At 72.6% G+C, this 15645-nt stretch carries 16 protein-coding genes; 10 read left to right on the top strand and 6 right to left on the bottom strand.

The genetic code is table 11. From position 1 onward, the window contains the following. Positions 1-17: 17 nt before the first annotated feature. Positions 18-179 (top strand): hypothetical protein, encoded by a 162-nt coding sequence (locus FIP57_RS23190; RefSeq protein WP_162529737.1) that lies wholly within the window; start codon positions 18-20, stop codon positions 177-179. 30 nt (positions 180-209) lie between these two features. Then, a complete protein-coding gene (locus FIP57_RS09305; protein WP_148573257.1) occupies positions 210-1175 on the top strand; it encodes an NADPH:quinone oxidoreductase family protein in 966 nt (321 codons plus the stop codon). A gap of 319 nt (positions 1176-1494) precedes the next feature. Here FIP57_RS09305 and FIP57_RS09300 read toward each other — a convergent pair whose 3' ends face one another. The 3 genes from FIP57_RS09300 to FIP57_RS09290 all read right to left on the bottom strand — a co-directional run bounded on the left by FIP57_RS09300 (position 1495) and on the right by FIP57_RS09290 (position 4220). Beyond that, a complete protein-coding gene (locus FIP57_RS09300; RefSeq protein WP_148573256.1) occupies positions 1495-2058 on the bottom strand; it encodes an orotate phosphoribosyltransferase in 564 nt (187 codons plus the stop codon). A 19-nt stretch (positions 2059-2077) separates the two neighbouring features. Then, entirely contained in the window at positions 2078-3814 is a 1737-nt protein-coding gene (locus tag FIP57_RS09295) for an N-acyl-D-amino-acid deacylase family protein (RefSeq protein ID WP_148573255.1), read from the bottom strand. A 70-nt stretch (positions 3815-3884) separates the two neighbouring features. After that, positions 3885-4220, bottom strand: coding sequence for a GNAT family N-acetyltransferase (locus tag FIP57_RS09290; RefSeq protein ID WP_148573254.1), 336 nt, complete (start codon positions 4218-4220; stop codon positions 3885-3887). 74 nt (positions 4221-4294) lie between these two features. Between FIP57_RS09290 and FIP57_RS09285 the strand changes: the two genes are divergently transcribed. The 7 genes from FIP57_RS09285 to FIP57_RS09255 all read left to right on the top strand — a co-directional run bounded on the left by FIP57_RS09285 (position 4295) and on the right by FIP57_RS09255 (position 12649). Continuing rightward, on the top strand, positions 4295-5248 hold the full coding sequence (locus FIP57_RS09285; RefSeq protein WP_148573253.1) for a GNAT family N-acetyltransferase: 954 nt from the start codon (positions 4295-4297) through the stop codon (positions 5246-5248). Between the two features lie 129 nt (positions 5249-5377). Then, entirely contained in the window at positions 5378-7390 is a 2013-nt protein-coding gene (locus FIP57_RS09280; RefSeq protein ID WP_148573252.1) for a M13 family metallopeptidase, read from the top strand. A gap of 123 nt (positions 7391-7513) precedes the next feature. After that, positions 7514-9085 carry an FMN-binding glutamate synthase family protein gene (locus FIP57_RS09275; RefSeq protein WP_148573251.1) on the top strand — a complete coding sequence of 524 codons (1572 nt, stop codon included), beginning with the start codon at positions 7514-7516 and terminating at the stop codon, positions 9083-9085. Positions 9086-9175: 90 nt separating this feature from the next. Then, positions 9176-10081, top strand: a complete 906-nt coding sequence (locus FIP57_RS09270) for an ABC transporter ATP-binding protein (RefSeq protein ID WP_238993373.1) — start codon at positions 9176-9178, stop codon at positions 10079-10081. Next, positions 10078-10971 carry an ABC transporter permease gene (locus FIP57_RS09265; RefSeq protein ID WP_148573249.1) on the top strand — a complete coding sequence of 298 codons (894 nt, stop codon included), beginning with the start codon at positions 10078-10080 and terminating at the stop codon, positions 10969-10971. Before FIP57_RS09270 ends, FIP57_RS09265 begins: the two co-directional genes overlap by 4 nt. Beyond that, positions 10968-11894 carry an ABC transporter ATP-binding protein gene (locus FIP57_RS09260; protein WP_148573248.1) on the top strand — a complete coding sequence of 309 codons (927 nt, stop codon included), beginning with the start codon at positions 10968-10970 and terminating at the stop codon, positions 11892-11894. The genes FIP57_RS09265 and FIP57_RS09260 overlap by 4 nt, the downstream gene beginning before the upstream one ends. Further along, a complete protein-coding gene (locus FIP57_RS09255; protein ID WP_148573247.1) occupies positions 11891-12649 on the top strand; it encodes an ABC transporter permease subunit in 759 nt (252 codons plus the stop codon). Before FIP57_RS09260 ends, FIP57_RS09255 begins: the two co-directional genes overlap by 4 nt. A gap of 21 nt (positions 12650-12670) precedes the next feature. Here the strand turns inward: FIP57_RS09255 and egtC are convergent, their stop codons facing one another. Genes egtC through FIP57_RS09240 form a run of 3 tightly spaced genes read right to left on the bottom strand, consistent with a single transcriptional unit; the run spans position 12671 to position 14255 of the window. Then, positions 12671-13408 (bottom strand): ergothioneine biosynthesis protein EgtC, encoded by a 738-nt coding sequence (gene egtC, locus FIP57_RS09250; protein WP_148573246.1) that lies wholly within the window; start codon positions 13406-13408, stop codon positions 12671-12673. A gap of 6 nt (positions 13409-13414) precedes the next feature. Beyond that, on the bottom strand, positions 13415-13948 hold the full coding sequence (locus FIP57_RS09245; protein ID WP_148573245.1) for a glutathione peroxidase: 534 nt from the start codon (positions 13946-13948) through the stop codon (positions 13415-13417). Between the two features lie 37 nt (positions 13949-13985). Continuing rightward, a complete protein-coding gene (locus FIP57_RS09240; RefSeq protein WP_148573244.1) occupies positions 13986-14255 on the bottom strand; it encodes a hypothetical protein in 270 nt (89 codons plus the stop codon). Between the two features lie 76 nt (positions 14256-14331). On the opposite strand from FIP57_RS09240, the gene FIP57_RS09235 reads away from it, so the two are divergent. Continuing rightward, on the top strand, positions 14332-15642 hold the full coding sequence (locus FIP57_RS09235; RefSeq protein WP_148573243.1) for an outer membrane protein assembly factor BamB family protein: 1311 nt from the start codon (positions 14332-14334) through the stop codon (positions 15640-15642). Positions 15643-15645 lie beyond the last annotated feature (3 nt).

The raw sequence follows: 15645 nt of genomic DNA, 5'->3' as shown, positions 1-15645 counted from the left end.
CGGCGTACCGTCCGAGCATGGGCCACCGGACGCCGCAACCGCTCGACCCCGACGCCTACCGCCGGCTCCCCGAGCCCGTCGACCTCGAGCGGACGATCAGCTCCGCCGACGCCGACCCGCCACCGGACGAGCCGCGCGACGGGATCGACGGCTGGCTGCTGAGGAACGCCGCCGGCTGACCTGTCGGACCCGGTCGGCATACTCCCCCCATGCGCTCGGTCCAGGTCACCGCCCTCGACGGCCCCGCCGCCGTCTCCGTCGCCGACGCCCCGGAGCCCACCCCCGGCCCCGAGGACGTGCTCGTCGAGGTCCGGGCCTTGGGCGTCAGCTGGCCGGACCTGCTGCAGACCAAGGGGGAGTACCAGCTCAAGCCCGCGCTCCCGTTCCAGCTCGGCGTCGACTTCGCCGGGACCGTCCGGTCCGCGCCGGAAGGCTCCGGCTTCTCCTCCGGCGACCACGTCGCGTGCGTCCTGCCGTACGGCGGGGGCGCGGAGCTCGTCGCCGTCCACCAGGACTCGGTCTTTCCGCTCCCGTCCTCGACGTCGTTCGAGCAGGGTGCGGCGCTGCCGATGAACTACCTGACCGCGGAGTTCGCCCTCGGCACCCGGGCCGGCGTGCAGCCCGGTGACACGGTGCTGGTCAACGGCGCCGCCGGCGGGGTCGGCACCGCCTCGATCCAGGTCGCGAAGGGGATGGGCGCCCGGGTCGTCGGCGTCGTCTCGACCGAGGAGAAGGCGGCCGTCGCGAAGGAGGCCGGCGCCGACGAGACGGTGCTCGTCGACGGGTTCCGCGACGCCGTCAAGGAGCTGACCGGCGGCAAGGGCGTCGACGTCGTCGTCGACGTGGTCGGTGGGGACGCGATGACCGACTACCTGCGGTGCCTGGGACCGCTGGGCCGACTGCTCGTCATCGGGTTCACCGGCGGGTCGATCCCGCAGGTCAAGGTCAACCGGCTGCTGCTCAACAACATCGACGTGCGGGGCGTGGGTTGGGGTGCGTACGCCATGGTCCGGCCCGGGTTCATGCGCGCCCAGTGGGACCGGCTCGTGCCGATGATCGAGTCCGGAGCGGTGAACCCGCCGCTGGGCTCCGTCCGGCCGGTCGACGAGATCACCGCGGTGCTCGCCGACATGGACGCCCGCAAGACCCTCGGCAAGTCGGTCGTCGTCTTCTGACCGGTCTGGTGTGTTGAGCCGCCCTTCGTGGTGAGGGGTCTGGTGTTGAGCCGTCCCTCGTGGCGCGGGTCGTGGGTGTTGAGCCGCCCTTCGTGGTGAGGGGAGCCGCCGCTGGCGGCGGTCGTCGGCCGTCCGGGGTCGCGGTGCGGGCAACCACCCCTGCGGTCCTTCGTCGCTCCGGGGGGCAGTCCCATCCACGCCTGCCGCCCACCCCTACCCGGCCGCCACCACGAAGGGCGGCTCAACGTGCTCGGGCGCCACGAAGGGCGGCTCGACACGCTCCCGACGCGCCACGAGGGGCGGCTCGACGGGATGAGCGTCAGGCGGGAGGGACGACGGGGTCGATGCCGAGGTCGCGGTAGGTCATGAGGGGGCGGTACGTCACGCCGAGCCCCTCGAACAGCTCCCGGCCGGTGTCGCCGCGGTCGACGAAGGGGGTCACGCAGACGACGGTGGCGCCGATGGCGACGACCCGGTCGTAGGCCTTCTTCGTCGAGCCGCCCGTGGTGATCACGTCGTCGACGAGGAGCACGGTGTCGTCGGCGGTGAGCCGCGCGCCCTCGACGCCCTGCTCGCGGCCGCGCTCCTTGGGCTCCTTGCGGACCGAGAACCACTTCGCCCCCGACTCGATCGCCACGCCGACGGCGAACGCGTCCGCGCCCATCGTCAACCCGCCGACCGCGGTGAAGGTGATCCCCTCCTCGCGGAGCATCTCGACGATCGCCCGGGACACGACGGCCAGGGACGGGCCGTCCTCGACGGCGTACTTCCCGTCGACGTAGTCATGGCTGAGCGCCCCGCTGGCGAGCTTGAACGGCTCCTCGCGCCGCTCGTACCCCTTCTCCCTGACGAGCCGGACGGCTTCCTCGCGCGCGTTGGTCACGGGGCGACCCTACAAATGCTCAGCCGGCGCGGAGGAACCGTCCCGTGCGCCGCTGCCCGACCGTCTCCCCGAGCTGCCCGTCGGCGAAGACCTGCTCCCCGCCGACGAGCACCGAGCGGACGGCGGCGTCGTTGCGGTTCACCATCCGGGGCAGCTGCTCGAACTGCGGCACCGGCGACTCGTGGTAGGAGTCCAGCGAGTCGTCCAGCCCCGCAGGGTCGATGACCACGAGGTCGGCGCGGTCGCCGAGGCGGAGGAAGCCGGCGTCGAGGCCGTACCACTCGCCGAGCTCGCCGGTCAGCCGGTGCACCGCGTGCTCGAGCGACATGAACGGCCGCCCCGCCTTCGCGGCGTCGTGCACGCGGCGGAGGAACCGCAACCCGAAGTTGTAGAACGACATGTTCCGCAGGTGCGCGCCGGCGTCGGAGAAGCCGATCTGCACGCCGGGGTTCCGGCCGAGCTTCTCGAGCACCTTCGGCCGGTGGTTCGAGATCGTCGTCCGCCAGCGGAGCTTCGTGCCGTGCTCGACGACGAGGTCGAGGAACGCGTCGACCGGGTGGATCCCGCCCCGGTCGACCCCGACCTGGCCGAACGTCTTCCCGATCACCGTCCCGTCGGGGCACTCCACGATGTCGGCGTCGAAGAAGTCCCGGTGCCAGACCCGCATCCCGAACCGGGAGTCGTAGTCCTTGCGGAACCAGCGGCGGTACTCCTCGTCCTGCAGCAGCGCGTTGCGTTCCACCTGGTCGGCGAGGTGCAGCGCGGCGGCCCCGGAGCCGAGCTCCTCGAAGATCACGAGGTCGATGCCGTCGGCGTACACCTCGAACGGCACCGGCAGGTGCTGCCACCGGAAGTCGCCGCCGAGCGCGTTCATCGTCCGCGCGATCGGACCCATGATGTTGACCAGCAGCGGGTTCGCCTTGATGTCGGCCGCCGAGAGCAGGCTGGTCTTCAGGGCGCCGCCACCACGCGGGAGCGTGCCGGTGCACATCCGCGCGATGCTGGCGACCGAGGTGATGTCCGGGCCGCCCTGGAGGACGCCGCCGCGCTCGCGGAGCATCCGGTTGAGCCGGCGCCGCTCGCGTCCGGTGGCGTACGTCGACGGCAGCGTGCGGGACCTGGCGATCTCGCCGTCGAGCTTGTCGAAGGTCAGCTCCTGCGCGGACATCCCGACGAACCCGGCGTCCAGCGCCTCGCCGAGCATCGCCTGCATCGCGACGATCTCGCGCTCGCTGGGTCGTACGTCGCGCCGGGTGGCCCGGTCGAGCCCCATCACCGCGGCGCGCATGTCGGAGTGGCCGACGAACGCCGAGATGTTCGGGCCGAGGGGCAGGGCCTCCAGTGCCTCGACGTACTCCGCGGCGCTGCTCCAGCTCTTCGCCCGCTCGAGGGCCTCGATGACCGGGCGCCGCGGCAGCGCCTCCACCCGGCCGAAGAGGTCACCCGCCGTGGTCGGGTCGACGTGGATCGTCGACAGCGAGCACGAGCCCATGAGGATGGTCGTCACCCCGTGGCGGAGCGACTCAGGGAGCGCCGGCCCCTCGAGCACCTCGATGTCGTAATGGGTGTGGATGTCGACCATCCCCGGCGTCACCCAGCAGCCGGCTGCGTCGACCACCCGGGCGCCCTCGGTCGGCAACGCCGTCGGCGAGATCGCGACGACGCGGCCGTCCTCGATCCCGAGGTCGCGTACGGCGGGCGCCGCACCCGTGCCGTCGAACCACAGCCCGCCCTGCACCACCACGTCGAAGGTCATGGACGTATCAAGGTGGCTCGTACCAGTGGTGTCAAGACGATCGCGGCCACGCCGGGGTCACGCGAAGGGGTCAGCCGGCGGGCTGTTCCGCGTCCGGCTCGAGCCGAGCGCCCGGCGCGAGGACGTCCTGGAGCTCCTCGTGGCCGCGCAGGTAGCCGCGGAGGAACGAGCACGACGGCAGGATCCGGAACCCCTCGTCCCGCGCGGTCTGGACGACGCCGCGGGCGAGCTGGCTGCCGATGCCCTGCCCCTCGAACTCGTCGCCGACCTCGGTGTGGGTGAAGGAGTGGACGGTCCCGGTGCGGGGGCGGTACTCCGCGAACCCGGCCACCCGGCCGTCCTCGAGGACCGCCTCGACGCGGTGCGCCTCGCGGTCGTGCCTGATCTCCACCGGTGTCTTCGCCATGACTCCACCCTGCCCGGTGGGTGGTGGAGGTAAAGCGCTGGCCGGCGGGGCTGGCCGCAGGGTTCACTTCGCGCATGACGGTGACCCCCGCCCTCCCGACCCTGCCCGCCGGCCTGACCGCCCGCCCGCTCACGCTCGCCGACACCGCCGAGGTGACCCGGGTGATGGCCGCGGAGCAGCTCCACGACCTCGGGTCGGTGGAGATCGAGGAGGCCGACATCATCGGCGACTGGCAGCGCCCCGGCTTCGACGTCGAGGCGAGCACGATGGGCGTGTTCCACGTGGAACATGGTGCGGAGAAGCTGGTCGCCTACGTCGAGCTCACCGACCCCTACCGCGGGGACGCGGCCGTCGATCCCGCCTACCACGGGCGGGGGATCGGCACCGCGCTCAACCAGTGGCTCGTCGAGCTGGCCCGGAGCCGCGGCTCGGAGGTGGTCGGGATGCCGGTGCCGGAGGGGTCGCCGGGCGACCGGCTGCTCGCCTCGCTCGGCTGGTTCGTCCGTTGGACCTCCTGGGTGCTCCAGCTCCCCGAGGGCAAGGAGATCCTGGCCCAGCCGCTGCCGGCCGGTTACGAGATCCGCACCGCCGAGTCCGAGGAGGACCGGCGCGCGGTGTTCTCGGTCATCGAGGACGCCTTCCTCGAGTGGTCGGAGCGCGAGCGGCGCTCGTTCGAGGAGTTCCTCGCGGTCAGCGTGCAGCGGCCGGGGTTCGAGCCGTGGAACCTGCGGGTGCTGGTCGACCCCGACGGCGCGGCCGTGGGCGGCTGCTACCTCCAGATGGCCGCCCCGGAGGACGCCGCGCTGACCGGCCCGGTCGGCTACGTGCACTCCCTCGCCGTACGACGGGACCAGAGGGGGCTCGGGCTCGCGCGCGCTCTCCTCGCCGACGCGTTCCGGGGAGCTCGCGAGCACGGCGCGATCCGCTCCGAGCTCGCCACCGACAGTCGCACCGGCGCGCTCGGGCTCTACGAGAAGGTCGGCATGGAGGTCACCTCGACCTGGGTGCACCGGGCGACCCGGCTCTGAAGGTCCGTGCCCGGACGCCGGCGCCGAGCTCCCCACGAGGAACTGGTGCTCCCCATCGACTGCAACCTGTGGGGAGGGCCGGTTTCCCAGGGCACCATGGGAAACCGCACCCGCGTTAGGCTCGCCGCCATGACGATCCTGGACGACGCACGAGCGGGGATGGACCACTCGGTCCGGCCCCAGGACGACCTCTTCGGCCACGTGAACGGCACCTGGCTGGCTGAGACGGAGATCCCGTCCGACCGCTCGACCTACGGGGCGTTCGCGCTGATCGCGGAGGAGGCGGAGAAGCAGGTCCGGGCGATCATCGAGGAGTGCGCGGCGGTCTCGACGGGCTCGACCGGCACCAAGGCCGAGAAGGGCACCCCGGTCCAGCAGATCGGTGACCTGTGGACCTCGTTCATGGACGAGGAGCGCATCGAGGCCCTCGGCGCGGAGCCGATCCAGGAGGACCTCGCGGCGCTGGCGGCGGTCACCGACCACGCCGGGCTCGCCTCGTTCATCGGCGCCTTCGAGCGGCGCGGTGGCGGCGGCTTCTTCCGCTCCTACGTCGACACCGACGACCGCAACTCCGACCGCTACCTGGTCAACCTGGTCCAGGGCGGCACCGGCCTCCCCGACGAGTCGTACTACCGCGAGGAGAAGTTCGCCGCGATCCGCGAGGCCTACGTCGGCTACCTCGAGCGGATGCTCGCCCTCGCCGGGTTCGATACGGCGAAGGAGATGGCCGAGCGCGTCATGGCGCTCGAGACCCGGCTCGCCGAGGGCCACTGGGAGCGCGCCGAGACCCGCGACGTCCTCAAGGGGTACAACCTCCGCACCTGGGCCGAGCTCCAGCAGATCGCGCCGGCCCTCGCCTGGCAGCAGTACGCCGACGCGCTCGGCGCCGACGAGCAGACCTTCGCCGAGGTCGTCGTCCGCCAGCCCTCGTTCTTCGAGCACCTCTCGACCGTGGTCGACGAGGTCGTCATCGACGACTGGAAGGCCTGGGCCGCGGTCAAGATCGTGCGCGCGGCCGCGCCGTACCTCTCGAGCCCGTTCGTCGAGACCAACTTCGACTTCTACGGCCGCACCCTCTCGGGGACCCCGGAGCTCCGCGCCCGCTGGAAGCGCGGCGTCGCGTTCGTCGAGGGGTGCGTCGGCGAGGCCGTCGGGCAGCTGTACGTCGAGCGCCACTTCCCGCCGACCAGCAAGGCCGCGATGGACGAGCTGGTGGCGAACCTGATCGAGGCGTACCGGCAGAGCATCACCGCGCTCGACTGGATGACCGACGAGACCAAGCAGCGGGCGTTCCGCAAGCTGGAGACGTTCCGCCCGAAGATCGGCTACCCGGAGAAGTTCCGCGACTACTCCTCGATCGACGTCCGACCCGACGACCTCTGGCACAACGCCAAGGCCGCCGCGGTCTACGAGCACGACCGGCAGCTGGCGAAGATCGGTTCCCCGGTCGACCGCGACGAGTGGTTCATGCTCCCGCAGACGGTGAACGCCTACTACAACCCCGGCACCAACGAGATCTGCTTCCCCGCGGGGATCCTGCAGCGGCCGTTCTTCGACGCCGAGGCCGACCCGGCCGAGAACTACGGCGGCATCGGCGCGGTCATCGGCCACGAGATCGGCCACGGCTTCGACGACCAGGGCTCGGAGTACGACGAGCTCGGCAACCTCAACGAGTGGTGGACCCCCGCGGACAAGGCGGCTTTCAAGGAGCGGGCCGACAAGCTCGTCCAGCAGTACGACGGGTTCAGCCCGCGTGAGCTCCCGGGCGAGAAGGTCAACGGCCAGCTGACGGTGGGCGAGAACATCGGCGACCTCGGCGGCCTGACGATCGGCCACAAGGCGTACCTCATCAGCCTCGGCATCACCACCGGGTCGACCGAGGAGCCGGGGGAGACGCCGGCCAAGACGCCGGAGCGCGACGGGCTCACCGGGTCGCAGCGGCTCTTCATGAACTGGGCGTACGTCTGGCGCACCAAGCAGCGCGACGAGCTCGCCCAGCAGCTGCTGACCGTCGACCCGCACAGCCCGCCGGAGTTCCGGGCGAACATCGTGCGCAACCTCGACGAGTTCCACGAGGCCTTCGGCACCCGCCCCGGCGACGGGCTCTGGCTCGACCCCGAGGACCGCGTCCGGATCTGGTGAGCCGGGATCGGGGAGCCCGTGACGCACCTGGTGCACCACGGGCTCCCCGTTCTGCATGGAGACGCGTGAACCCGCGTGAAGATGCGACGACTCGGTGGGGGCGGCGTTGGGTAGAAGCCCGGCATGAAGTGGTCCCGCGCCCTCAAGCTCGCCCCCGTCGCCGCGGTCGCCGGCGTCGCCGCCCGTGACCTGACGCAGAGGCAGCACGCGATCCTGCGGAACTTCCCGGTGGTCGGCCACTTCCGCTACTGGCTGGAGACGATCGGCCCGGAGCTGCGCCAGTACGTGGTGGCCGGCAACGACGACGAGCGGCCGTTCAGCCGGGACCAGCGCCGGTGGGTCTACGCCAGCTCCAAGCTCGAGAACAACTACTTCGGGTTCGGCACCGACAACGACGTCGAGCACACCGAGGGCCACACGATCATCAAGCACCGCACGTTCGCGGACTTCGGCCCCTCGACCCACCACTACTCCGACGTTGACAGCCCGATCCCGTCGGCGAAGGTGCTCGGCCGGGCGCGGGGGCGCGCGAAGGCGTTCCGGCCGCCGTCGATGGTGAACATCTCGGCGATGAGCTACGGCTCGCTCTCCGGGAACGCGGTCGAGGCGCTCAACAAGGGCGCGGCGCTGGCCGGGTGCATGCACAACACCGGCGAGGGCGGGCTGGCGTCGTACCACCGCAACGGCGGCGACCTGGTGCTGCAGATCGGCACCGGCTACTTCGGCTGCCGGGACGAGAAAGGCCGCTTCGACCTCGCCCGGCTCAAGGAGAAGTGCGAGTCCGCCCCGGTGCGGGCGATCGAGGTCAAGCTCTCCCAGGGTGCCAAGCCTGGGCTGGGCGGGCTGCTGCCCGGGGCGAAGGTGACCCCGGAGATCGCCGAGATCCGCGGCATCCCGGTCGGCGAGGACTGCGTGAGCCCGTCGCGCCACGCCGAGTTCAGCGACGTCGACAGCATGCTCGACTGGATCGAGCTCATCGCCAGCGAGACCGGGCTGCCGGTCGGGATCAAGTCGGCCGTCGGCGACATGGCCTTCTGGGAGACGCTCGTCGCGCACATGGAGCCGGGGGAGCGCGGGGTCGACTTCGTGACGATCGACGGCGGCGAGGGAGGTACGGGCGCCGCGCCGCTGATCTTCAGCGACTCCGTCGACCTGCCCTTCCGGATGGGGTTCCCGCGGGTGTACTCGCTCTTCGCCCGCGCCGGCATCGCCGACCGGGTCACGTTCATCGGCGCCGGCAAGCTCGGCCTCCCCGACAACGCGATCACCGCGATGGCGCTCGGCTGCGACATGCTCAACGTGGCCCGCGAGGCGATGCTCGCGATCGGCTGCATCCAGGCGCAGAAGTGCCACACCGACGAGTGCCCGACCGGCGTCGCGACCCAGAACCCCTGGCTGGCCCACGGGCTCGACCCGCAGCTGAAGTCCGTGCGGGCGGCCAACTACGTCCGCACGCTCCGCCGCGACCTGCTCAAGGTCTCCGAGGCCTGCGGGGTCCCGCACCCCGCGATGGTCGACGCCGACGACATCGAGATCCTCTTCGCGCAGCGCGAATCGGTGCCGCTGCGGAAGCTCGTCGGCTACGAACCCGGGTGGGGCGGGCTCGGCCCGCAGCTCACCGATGAGCTCCTCGCGCTGGTCGGCGACTCCGCGGAGCCCGAGACCGCGCCGCCGTCCACGCACGCCCAGGGCTGAGACGCCTCGCCGGCCTCCTCCACAGCACCTGCACGGAATCTCCCCGATCGGCACCCGGGAGCGCGGGGCCGGACGACCTAGGGTGACATCGTGCTGATCGAGACCCGCGGGCTGACCAAGCGCTTCGGCGCGGTCACCGCCGTCGAGGAGCTCGACGTCGAGGTCGGCGCCGGCATCACCGGGCTGGTAGGCGCGAACGGCGCCGGCAAGTCCACGGTCCTCAAGATCCTCCTCGGGCTCCTCGAGCCGACCGCCGGCGAGGCGCGCGTCCTGGGGCTCGACGTCACCACCGACGGCCCGGAGATCCGCGGCCGGGTCGGCTACATGCCCGAGCACGACTGCCTGCCGCCGGACATGTCGGCCACCGAGTTCGTCGTCCACATGGGGCGGATGTCGGGGCTCCCGGCCGCCGCCGCGCGTGAACGGACCGCGGACACGTTGCGCCACGTCGGGCTCTACGAGGAGCGGTACCGCCCCATGGGTGGCTACTCCACCGGCATGCGCCAGCGGGTCAAGCTCGCCCAGGCGATCGTCCACGACCCGCAGCTGGTGCTCCTCGACGAGCCGACCAACGGGCTCGACCCTGCCGGCCGCGACGACATGCTCGAGCTGGTCCGTCGCGCGAGCACGGAGTTCGGCATCTCGGTCCTCGTCACCTCCCACCTGCTCGGCGAGCTCGAGCGGGTCTGCGACGGGCTGGTGGTGATCGACGGCGGCCGGCTGCTGCGCCAGTCGACGCTGGCGGCGGTGACCCAGGAGACCCCGGTCGTCGCGGTCGAGGTCGACGGCGACGTCGGCGCGCTCCTGCCGGTGCTGGTCGAGGCGGGGCTCACGCTCCGGGCCGACGGCGCCACGCTGCTGGTCCGGGTCGAGGACGACGCTGCGCTCGACACCGTGCGCGACGCAGTCGCCCGGCTCGGGCTCGGGCTGGTCCGGCTGGAGCGGCAGCGCCACCGGATGACCGAGCTCTTCGAGGAGCCGGTGGGCGCGCCATGACCGAGCAGACCAGGGCCGGCACGGTCATCCACGACATCGGCTACCGCCACTACGACGGGCCGCGGCTCACCACGCGCCAGATCGAGCGGGCGCTGTTCACCGAGACGGTGCGGGCGGCGTTCGGGTGGGGCCGGTCGGCCCGCTCGAAGGTGATGCCGTTGCTCCTGCTCGCCTCGACGTGCCTCCCGGCGCTGATCATCTGCATCGTGATCTCGGTGGTCCCGCTGGTCGACGAGGTCCCGGGCGGCTACCCGTCGTACCCCTTCTCGGTGCAGGTGGCCCTCGCGGTCTTCGTCGGCTCGCAGGCGCCGGCGGTGATCTCGAAGGACCTGCGGTTCCGGGTGGCGCCGCTGTACTTCTCCCGCCCGCTCAGCCGGACCCAGTACGTCCGGGCCAGGTACGCCGGGATGGCCGTCGCGCTCTTCGTCCTCATCGCGCTCCCGCTGACGATCCTCGTGGTCGGTGCGCTCCTCGCCGAGCTCCCGTGGCGCGAGCAGGTGACGGCGTACCTCACGGCCATGGGCGGCGCCGCGCTCCACGCACTCGTGCTCGCCGGCATCGGGCTGCTCATCGCCGCGCTCACGCCCCGCCGCGGGCTCGGGGTCGCCGCGATCGTGACGGTGCTGCTCGTGCTCTCCGGGTTGCAGGCGACGGTGACCGCGCTCGCCGAGGAGTTCGGCGCCTCGACGCTGGCCGACCTCGGCGGGCTGCTCTCGCCCTTCGCCCTGGTCGACGGCACCCTCGGGGTGCTCGGCGCGGACGACGCCTCGATCCGGGCGCCCGGGCTCGACGAGGGGCTCGGCGTGCTCTACCCGCTGCTCGTCGTGCTGGTCGTCGCCGGCTGCTACGCGCTGCTGGTCCGCCGCTTCCGCAAGGTGGGGATCGGATGACGACCGTGCGGATCCACGAGACCTCCCGCTGGTTCGGCAACGTCGTCGCGGTCAACGACGTCACGATGGAGATCGGCCCCGGGGTCACCGGGCTGCTCGGCCCCAACGGGGCGGGGAAGTCCACGCTGATCAACCTGATGTCCGGGTTCCTCGCGCCGTCGTCGGGGACCGTCGAGCTCGACGGCCGGGCGGTGTGGGGCGACGAGCAGGTCTACCGCCGGCTCGGGCTGGTCCCCGAGCGGGAGGAGCTGTACGACGGGCTCACCGGCTGGACCTTCGTGCTCGCCAACGCCCGGCTCCACCGGTTGCCCGACCCGGCCGCGGCGGCACGCCGGTCGCTGGAGACCGTGGAGATGGTCGACGCGCAGGACCGGCCGATCCGCACGTACTCCAAGGGGATGCGGCAGCGCGTCAAGATGGCCAGCGCGCTCGTGCACGACCCCGAGGTCCTGCTCCTCGACGAGCCGTTCAACGGGATGGACCCGCGGCAGCGGCTGCACATGATGGAGCTGCTCACCACCCTCGGCGACCAGGGCCGGACGATCCTCTTCAGCTCGCACATCCTCGAGGAGGTCGAGCAGGTGGCGACCCGGATCGAGGTGATGGTGGCCGGCCGGCATGCCGCGTCGGGCGACTTCCGCGAGATCCGTCGGCTGATGACGCAGCGCCCGCACCAGTACCGGATCCGCTCCGCGGACGACCGCCGCCTCGCCGCCGCCGTGATGGCCGAGCCGTGCGTCTCCGCCGTCGAGCTGGTGACCGGCCGCGACGGCACCACCGCGGTCGTCGTGCAGGCCACCGACTTCTCGGCGTTCGTCCACGCTCTGCCCGTGCTCGCCTCCACCCAGGGGATCCGGCTGCACGAGGTGCTGCCGACCGACGAGTCCCTGGAGAGCGTCTTCGGCTACCTGGTGGCGCGATGAGCCCCTGGGACCCGACCGTCGCCCGGCTGACCTGGCACTCCGTCCTCGGCCGCCGCCGCGCCCTCGTCCTGCTCCTCCTCCCGGTCGCGCTGCTCGCGCTCTGCGCGCTGGCGCGGGCGCTCGCCGCGCTGGAGGGCGGCGACGCCGAGGTGTCCGACGCGCTGGCGGTCGACCTGCTCGCCGGCTTCGGCCTCGGGGTCCTGATGCCGCTGCTCGGGCTGATCGCGGGGACGGGCGTGATCGGCCCGGAGATCGACGAGGGGTCGATCGTCTACCTGCTCACGAAGCCGATCGACCGGTTCACGATCGTGCTCACCAAGCTCGGGGTCGCGGTCGCGGTGGTGCTGCTCCTGGGCGTGCTGCCCGTCGCGGCGTCCGGGCTGGTGCTCACCGGCGAGCTCGACCTGGTCACCGCGGGGTTCACCGTCGGGGCGCTGTCCGGCGGGCTCGCGTACTGCGCGCTGTTCCTGCTCCTCGCCGTAGTGACCCGGCACGCCGTCGTGGTGGGGCTGATCTACGCGCTGGTGTGGGAGTCGGTGGTCGGCCAGTTCGTGCCCGGCGTGCAGAACCTCAGCGCGCAGCAGTGGTCGCTGGCGACGGTCGTCGGGGTGTTCGGGGACGACGCCGAGCGGCTCGAGCTGTCCGCCGCGGTCGGCCCCGCGACCGGGTGGGTGCTGCTCGTCGTCGTCGCGGTCGGCTCGACGGTCTACGCCGGGCTGCGGCTCCGGCGGCTCCGGCTCGGCGCGGAGGTCTGACCGGGGTCGTCCGGCGGCCGCTCAGAGCTCGAGCGGGGTGAGCGTCAGCCCGTGCTCGTTGCCCTCGACCAGCACCCCCTCGGGGACCTCCTGCCAGTCCGGGTCGTCGTCGTACGGCTCCGAGGCCACGCTGATCCCGGTGTCCTTCTCCAGGACCCACAGCCGCTCGCCGTACGTCGTGCCCGCGATGCTCCGCCCGTCGACCGCCAGCATGTTGAGCCGCCCGCCGCCGACCACCTCGACCTCGCGGATCACCTCGACCAGCGCCTTCCCGAGCGGCGTGCCGGCCGTCCAGCGCGACGCCGCCAGCCCGAACATCAGCGCCGAGTCGGTCGGGGCCGCCGCCTCGGGGATGTCGAGCGTCCGGTCGTAGAGGGTGCGGCGCGCCCGGTGCCAGTCGGCGACGCCGCCGTTGTGGCTGAACAACCAGCGACCCTGCGTGTACGGCGCGACCACCGACTCGTCGTGCGCGAACGCGGTGGTGTCCGAGCGGACGGCGCCGAGGATGCAGCCGCTGGCGATCGTCGGGGCGAGCGACGCGAACGAGGCGTCGGTCCAGATCGGCTGCGCGCGGCGGTACCGGACCGGCTCGTCACGGCCGAGGGCGTACCACCCGGCGCCGAACCCGTCGGCGTTCACCACCCCGTGCAGCTGCGTGCGTGGCGACCACGACTGCGCCGCCAGCGAGTGCGGCGGGTCGAGCAGGAGCGACTGGAGCGTGCGGGGCTCACCGACGTACGCGAGGTGCCGGGAGCCCACGGGTGCTCAGCCCTCGGTGGGCCGGTGCTCGGTCGGCTGGCGGTCGCCGCGCTTGTCGAGGACGTACTCGATCGCCTCGATCACCTTCGGGTCGTCGGGCACCGTGCGCGGCCCGAACCGGGCGAACGGCTTGCCATCGGCGTCGAGGACGAACTTCTCGAAGTTCCAGGAGATGTCGCCGGGCTCGCCGCCGGTGACCGGGACGAGGCAGAGCTCGGCGTAGACCGGGTGCCGGTTCTCGCCGTTCACGTCGATCTTCTCGGTCATCGGGAAGGTCACGCCGTACGTCGAGGAGCAGAACTCGGCGATCTCGTCGGCGGACCCCGGCTCCTGGCCCATGAACTGGTTGCACGGGATCCCCACGACGGTGAACCCGCGGGGGGCGTACTTCTCGTGCACCGCCTCGAGCGCTTCGTACTGCGGGGTCAGCCCGCACTTCGAGGCGACGTTGACGAGGAGGGCGGGCCGGCCGCCGATGATCTCGCCGAGGGTGGACGGCGTGCCGTCGAGGCGGGCGATCGGGTGCGAGAGGAGGTCCATGGCCTCGAAGGCTATCCAGCCCCCGGGCGGATCCCGCTCAACCGTCCTTCAACAGGTCGGCGGAGACCCACTCCTCCACGCTCGACCACCGGCCGGCGCGGAGCTCGGCTGCGTACACGACCCGGCCCTCCCACTGGCCGTGCACGTCCTTGCGCCACTCCAGCAGCAGCCCTGGCCTCGGGTCACCGCCGTCCGCCGGCGCGGTCACCCAGCAGTGCCGGGCCGGGCACGCGAGCGCCGGGGTCGGCACCGCGCGGGCGATCCGGGCGTGCAGCGGTGCGCCGCGTCCGCCCATCCCGCCCGCCATCATTCGATGGTACGTTCGAAGCGGTGCAGCAACCAGGTCGGGGTCGTCGACCCGACCGCCCTCTAGGGTCTCCCGCATGCGCGTCGACCGGCGGTGGCTCCTGGTCGCCGGGCTCGTCGTCCTCGCCCTGGTGGGCGCCGGCGCGGTCGTCGTCGGCAGGGCGCTGGGCGGCCCTTCGTGCGGCGTCGAGGTCAGCGAGCCGACCGGCACGTCGACCGAGCTGGTGCCGGTCGCGGAGCTCGCTCCTTCCGGCTCCGTCGGCGACGAACGGCAGCCGGTGCTCGACGCGGTCGACGGGCTCGGCCTCGGCACCGTGGTCGCCGGCCGGTTCTTCGACTCCGGGGTGCCGTCGCTCGTGCCCGTCGGCGGCGACCTGGCGCTGGCCGCCTCGCGATCCGTGCGGCTGGTGGCCCTTCCCGACGGCGAGGTCCGGTGGGGGCGTTCGTTCGGTGGCGACGCCGCGGGCGGCGGGCTGGTGGGCGACCGGTTCGTGACGCTGGTCGGCGGGTCGTCGCCGACCCTGGTCTCCTTCGCGCCCGACTCGGGCGAGGTCTCGTCCTGCGTCGAGCTCCCCGTCGCCGGGGGCGAGGCCGCGACGCTGCTGACCGACCAGGCAGCCACCGACGTCGTCGTGGCCGTGGCTCCGCCGGCCTCGCCGGTCCGGCTGGCGCGGGTCGACCCGGCCGGCTCGGTGGAGTGGGAGCGGTCGCTGCCCGAGGTGACGGAGGCCGGATCGGTCGACGTCTTCGGCTCCTCGGTCGTCGTGGGGCGGCTCGGCCAGGACCCGGTCCGCCGCTCGGAGATGGCGGTGGCCGGTGGGATCGCCGGCCCCACGGTGACGACCTGGTCGCTGGCGGACGGCGAGCGCGGGTGGACGTTCCCCGAGGACCCGACGTCGACCGCGGCCGACGTCGTCGGGGTGGTGGACGACCAGCTGCTGGTGCTGGCCTCGACCGGGGCCGGACGTGCGTCGGAGGACCGGCTCGTCGCCCTGGACGCGGACGGCGAGCAACGGTGGTCGGTGGGGCTCGGCCGCGGTCTCTGGTCGGCCTCGCTCTCCGGCTCGCTGGTGCTGGTCCACGGCGCCGACCCCCGGGGCGGCCCGCAGCTCCGGGCGTTCGACGCCGCGACCGGTGACCCGGCGTGGACCGTGCGGTCGTCGGCCGCGCCCACGGTCGGGCAGCAGCCGCGGCGCTCCTTCGGTGGTGCGGTCGTGCTCGGCTCCTCCCTCGCGCTTCCCTCGCCCAACGGTGTGCTGCTCGTCGACCCGGTGTCGGGCGAGGTCGAACGGCGTGACAGCGACGTCGCCGTCGAGCAGCTGCTCCCGGTCGGGGACCACCTCGTCGTACGGACCGACGAGGCGCTGCTGGTGCTGCGCGGCAACTGAGGA

The sequence above is a fragment of the Nocardioides caldifontis genome, from assembly GCF_008087345.1.
Taxonomy (GTDB): Bacteria; Actinomycetota; Actinomycetes; order Propionibacteriales; family Nocardioidaceae; genus Marmoricola_A; species Marmoricola_A caldifontis.
Note: the sequence above shows the minus strand (reverse complement) of the source record. Positions and strands in the feature narration are given on the sequence as shown.